General features: G+C 67.8%; 1 protein-coding gene. It reads right to left on the reverse strand.

Features of this window, described 5'->3' with window-relative positions; translation table 11 throughout:
• A partial coding sequence (gene uvrA / locus PLC66_RS22130) for an excinuclease ABC subunit UvrA (RefSeq protein ID WP_324544347.1) occupies window positions 1-4,462 on the reverse strand: 4,462 nt, incomplete at its 3' end.
• Between the last annotated feature and the right edge of the window lie 634 nt (window positions 4,463-5,096).

The raw sequence follows: 5,096 nt of genomic DNA on the forward strand, positions 1-5,096 counted from the left end.
CGTCGTGCTCGACCACCAGCAGCGTGTTGCCGCGGTCGCGCAGCGCCTCCAGCGTGTCGAGCAGCAGGCGGTTGTCGCGCGGGTGCAGGCCGATCGTCGGTTCGTCGAGGATGTAGCACACGCCGCGCAGGTTGGAACCGAGCTGCGCGGCCAGGCGGATGCGCTGCGCCTCGCCGCCCGACAGCGTGGGCGCGGCGCGATCCAGCGCGAGGTAACCGAGGCCGACGTGCTGCAGGAAGGCGAGCCGCCCGCGGATCTCGCTGACGAGGTCGCGGGCGATGTCGGTCTCGCGCTCGTTCAGCGCCAGCTCGGCGAAGAAGCCCGCCGCCTTGTCCACCGGCTGCGCCGCGAGCTGATGCAGACCGAGTTCACGGAAACGCACCGCGCGCGCCACCGGATTCAAGCGCGCGCCCTCGCAGGCCGGGCAGGGCTCGTCGCTGACGATGACCTCCTCCGCATCGCCGAGGTCGAGCGCGTCCGGGTCCTCGATGCGCGCCGCGGTCTTCAGCCCGGTGCCGTAGCACTTGGGGCACCAGCCGTGCTTGGCGTTGTACGAGAACAGGCGCGGATCGGGCTCGGGGAAGCCGGTGCCGCAGCTCGGGCAGGCGCGCAGCGTGGAGAAGGTGATCGGCGTGGCGCCGAGCTTGCCGATCTCCAGCACCTTGATCACGCCCTTGCCGATCTCCAGCGCCTGGCGCACGAACTCGCGCAGCGTGGCCTCGTGCTCGGGCTGCACCATCACCATGCCGGTGGGCAGCTCGATGTTGTGTTCCTTGTAGCGGTCCAGCCGCGGCCACTTGGCGGTGGGCAGGTATTCGCCATCGACGCGCAGCTGCGCGTGGCCCTTGGCGCGCGCCCACTTGGCGAGGTCGGTGTACAGGCCCTTGCGGTTGACCACCAGCGGCGCCAGCACCTCCACCGAGGCGCCGCGCAGCTCGCGCTGGATCTGCGCGACGATGGCCTCGAAGCTCTGCGGCGTCACCGGCACGTTGCAGTCGGGGCAGAACTGCGTGCCCAGCTTCACGTACATCAGGCGCAGGAAGGGGTGGATCTCGGTCAGCGTCGCCACCGTGCTCTTGCGCCCGCCGCGGCTGGTGCGCTGCTCGATCGCCACCGTCGGCGGGATGCCGAACAGGCCGTCGACGTCGGGCCGGCTGGCCGGCTGCACGAACTGGCGGGCGTAGGCGTTGAGCGATTCCAGATAGCGGCGCTGGCCCTCGCCGAACACGATGTCGAAGGCCAGGGTGGATTTGCCCGAGCCGGACAGGCCGGTGATCACGGTGAACTGGTCGCGCGGGATCTGCAGGCTGACGTTCTTGAGGTTGTGCTCGCGGGCGTGGCGGATCTCGATCGCTGGGGCAGAGATCGGGCGATACTGCGCCCGCGGTTCGGCAGCGACCAAGCCGGAAATAGGGGACAGCCCCCGATTTCCTTCGGGAAATTGGGGTCTGTCCCCTATTTCCAGCGTTGCCGTGCGCGTCTTCTGCAGTTCCGCCGCGTAATCGCGCAGCGCCCTGCCGGTGTGCGAGCTTTCGTGGGCGCGCACCCCCTCCGGCGGACCTTCCACCACGATCGCGCCGCCACCGTCGCCGCCCTCGGGGCCGAGGTCGATGATCCAGTCCGACGCGGCGATCACGTCCAGGTTGTGCTCGATGACGATCAGCGAATGCCCGGCCTGCAGCAGCTTGTCGAAGGCGCCGAGCAGCTTGGCGACGTCCTCGAAGTGCAGGCCGGTGGTGGGCTCGTCGAACAGGAACAGCAGCCCCGGCTCGAGCTTGTCCACCGAATTTCCAACAAACTTATCCACAGGCCTGGCTTTGCGTACAGTCTTCTTCTGCGCCGCCTCGGCGAGGTGGCCGGCGAGCTTCAGGCGCTGCGCCTCGCCGCCCGACAGCGTCGGCACCGGCTGGCCGAGGCGCAGGTAATCGAGGCCGACGTCGGCCAGCGGCGCGAGCGCGGCGAGCACCTTGGGATGCTCGCGGAACACGTCCAGCGCCTCGTGCACGGTGAGCGCCAACACGTCCGCAACCGAACGTTCATCCCATTGAAGTTCAAGGATTTCCGGGCGGTAACGCTTGCCTTCGCAGTCGGGGCAGCGCAGCCACACGTCGGACAGGAACTGCATCTCGACGTGCTCGAAACCGGAGCCGGTGCAGGTCGGGCAGCGGCCGGTGCCGGCGTTGAAGCTGAAGGTGCCGGGGGTGTAGCCGCGCTGCTTCGCCTCCGGCAGGGCGGCGAACAGGTTGCGGATCGGGTCCCAGGCGCCGACGTAGCTCACCGGGTTGGAGCGCGAGCTCTTGCCGATCGGCGACTGGTCCACCATGACCACGCCGCGCAAGTTATCCACATTCTCGAGGCGATCGAAAATCCCCGGCGATTCGGTCGCCTCGCCAAAATGCTTGGCCAGCGCCGGGTACAGCACGTCCTGGATCAGCGTCGATTTGCCCGAGCCGGACACGCCGGTCAGGCAGGTCAGGCGCTGCAGCGGAAAGCCGACGCTGAGGTCGCGCAGGTTGTGCTGGCGCGCGCCCACCAGCTTCAGCCGCGGGGTGGCGGCATCGACCGGCCGCGGCGGGCGATCGACGTCGATGCGCTTCTTCCCCGCCAGCCAGGGGCCGGTCACCGAGTCCGGGTTGGCGGCGATCTCGGCCGGCGTGCCGCGGGCGACGATGTTGCCGCCGCGCTCGCCCGGACCGGGGCCGATCTCGAGCAGCTCGTCGGCGGCGACCATCACCTGCGGGTCGTGCTCGACCACCACCAGCGTGTTGCCGGCGTCGCGCAGCCGCGTCATCACGCCGAGGATGCGGCCGATGTCGCGCGGATGCAGGCCGATCGAGGGCTCGTCGAGCACGAACAGGGTATTCACCAGCGAGGTGCCGAGCGCGGTGGTCAGGTTGATGCGCTGCACCTCGCCGCCCGACAGCGTGCGCGACTGGCGATCCAGCGTCAGGTAGCCGAGGCCGACGTCGGCCAGGTAGGTGAGCCGGCTGCGGATCTCGCCCCGCACCAGCTCGGTGGCCTCGTCCGGCACGCCGGGAACGTGCAGCGCGGCGATGGCTTCGCGGATGCGATCGACCGGCATCGCCATCAGCTCGTGGATTGAAATTGGGGACAGACCACGATTTCCGCTGAAATCGTGGTCTGTCCCCAATTTCAGCGGCAGCCGCCACAGCAGCGCATCCGGCTTCAGCCGCGCGCCATGACAGGCCGGGCACTCCGTGTAGCTGCGGTAGCGCGACAGCAGCACGCGGATGTGCATCTTGTAGGCCTTGCTCTCCAGCCAGTCGAAGAAGTGGCGCACGCCGTACCAGTAGCGCGGCCACGAGCTGTCCCAGTTCTTCCACTTCGGGTCGCCCTCGAACAGCCAGTGGCGATGCTCCGGCGGCAGGTCGCGCACCGGGATGTCCATCGCCACGCCGTACTTCTTCGCCATCTTCTCGAGGTCGGCCTGACACTCGCGGTAGCTCTCGGTCTGCCAGGGCTTGACCGCACCTTCGGCCAGCGTCTTCGACTCATCGGGGATGACCAGGCCGAAATCGACCCCGATCACCCGCCCGAAGCCGCGGCAGGTCTCGCAGGCGCCGATCGGCGAGTTGAACGAGAACAGGCCGGGCGTCGCCTCGGAATAATGGATGTCGCAGTCCGCGCAATGCAGGCCGGAGGAATAACGCCACACCGCCTCGCCCGGCGTCTTCTCAGCCTTCACGCCCTCGCCCGACGCATACACCGACAGCCGGCCATGGCCGCGCGCGAGCGCCGCCTCCAGCGCCTCGGCCAGGCGCGCATCCTCGGCGTTCGACGCGCGGAAGCGGTCCTGCACCACCTGCAGCACGTCGTTGCCCTCGGCGCCGCCCGCGGCGATGCGTTCCTGGATGCGGGTGTAGCCCTGCGCATTGAGCAGGCCGGTCACCTCCGCCTCGCTGAAGTTGGACGGCACCGTCACCGGAAAGCACACCACCAGCCGCGGATCGCCCTCGGCCGCCGCGCGCGCGCGCAGGTCGGCGGCGATGCTGTCGGCCGAATCCCGCCGCACCGGCTTGCCACAGCGGCGGCAGTGCAGGTGCGCGGCGCGCGCGTACAGCAGCTTGAAGTGGTCGGCGAGCTCGGTCATCGTGCCCACCGTCGAGCGCGAGGTGCGCACCGGGTTGGTCTGGTCGATCGCGATCGCCGGCGGTACGCCCTCGATCCGATCCACCTGCGGCTTGTCCATGCGGTCGAGGAACTGGCGCGCGTAGGGCGAGAAGGTCTCGACGTAGCGCCGCTGGCCCTCGGCATACAGCGTGTCGAACACCAGCGAGGACTTGCCCGAACCGGACACGCCGGTCACCACCGTCAGGCGGTTCAGCGGGATGTCGAGCGAGAGATTGCGCAGGTTGTTCTGGCGCGCACCGCGGATGCGGATGGCGTCGGCGATCGAGGCGGGGGCGTCGATCGGGGTGTAGCGGGGTGCGGAGGCGGGCATGGGAGCGAGACGAAGGCGTGAGCCGGCATTTTAGTCGGCGGGGTGCGTCTCGGACTCATGGAGCGGGGGGAAAGGTTCCCTGGGGGAAACGACGGCTGCCGGTCGGAGGGAGCAAGGCAGGTAGTTGGGTGACGCGGTTCGGAGGGAATGGCAAGTTCTCGGCCTGACCCGACACTCGCGGTTTGAACGGTCGGCGATGAGCGGCAGCTATGCGTAGGCGGTTGCCAATAGCGGGACCCGGCGAATTGCTGCCCTTCAACCCTCCGTCAAAGTCATCATTGGACAGGCTGCTCTGCTTCGGCTACAGACCTTGATGCTCAAGGTGGCGACAAGAATTGAACTGGCTCTTTCGACCTAATGTCATATGAAAACGCGTCTCGCCTAGGCGCTGCTTGACCGATGGAGGATAGCGCCCTCAACAGCCCCTTCACCAGGGCTGTTTTTTATTGAAGCTTATTCTTCGTCCTCTACCGCGCCCTGGTGATTTAGGCCGCTGTATTGAAGGAACTTACAACCATCTTCAAAAGTTAGGGCTCTTGCTCGGTCATCCTTCTGCGAGAACTTAGCTCGCCCTCCATACCTCCGGGGTTCGACACTTCACCCCGATTTTCGCCCCTTTTTGGAAAGTGCTTCC

Origin of the sequence: Thauera sp., assembly GCF_035444905.1 — a bacterium.
Taxonomy (GTDB): Bacteria; Pseudomonadota; Gammaproteobacteria; order Burkholderiales; family Rhodocyclaceae; genus Thauera.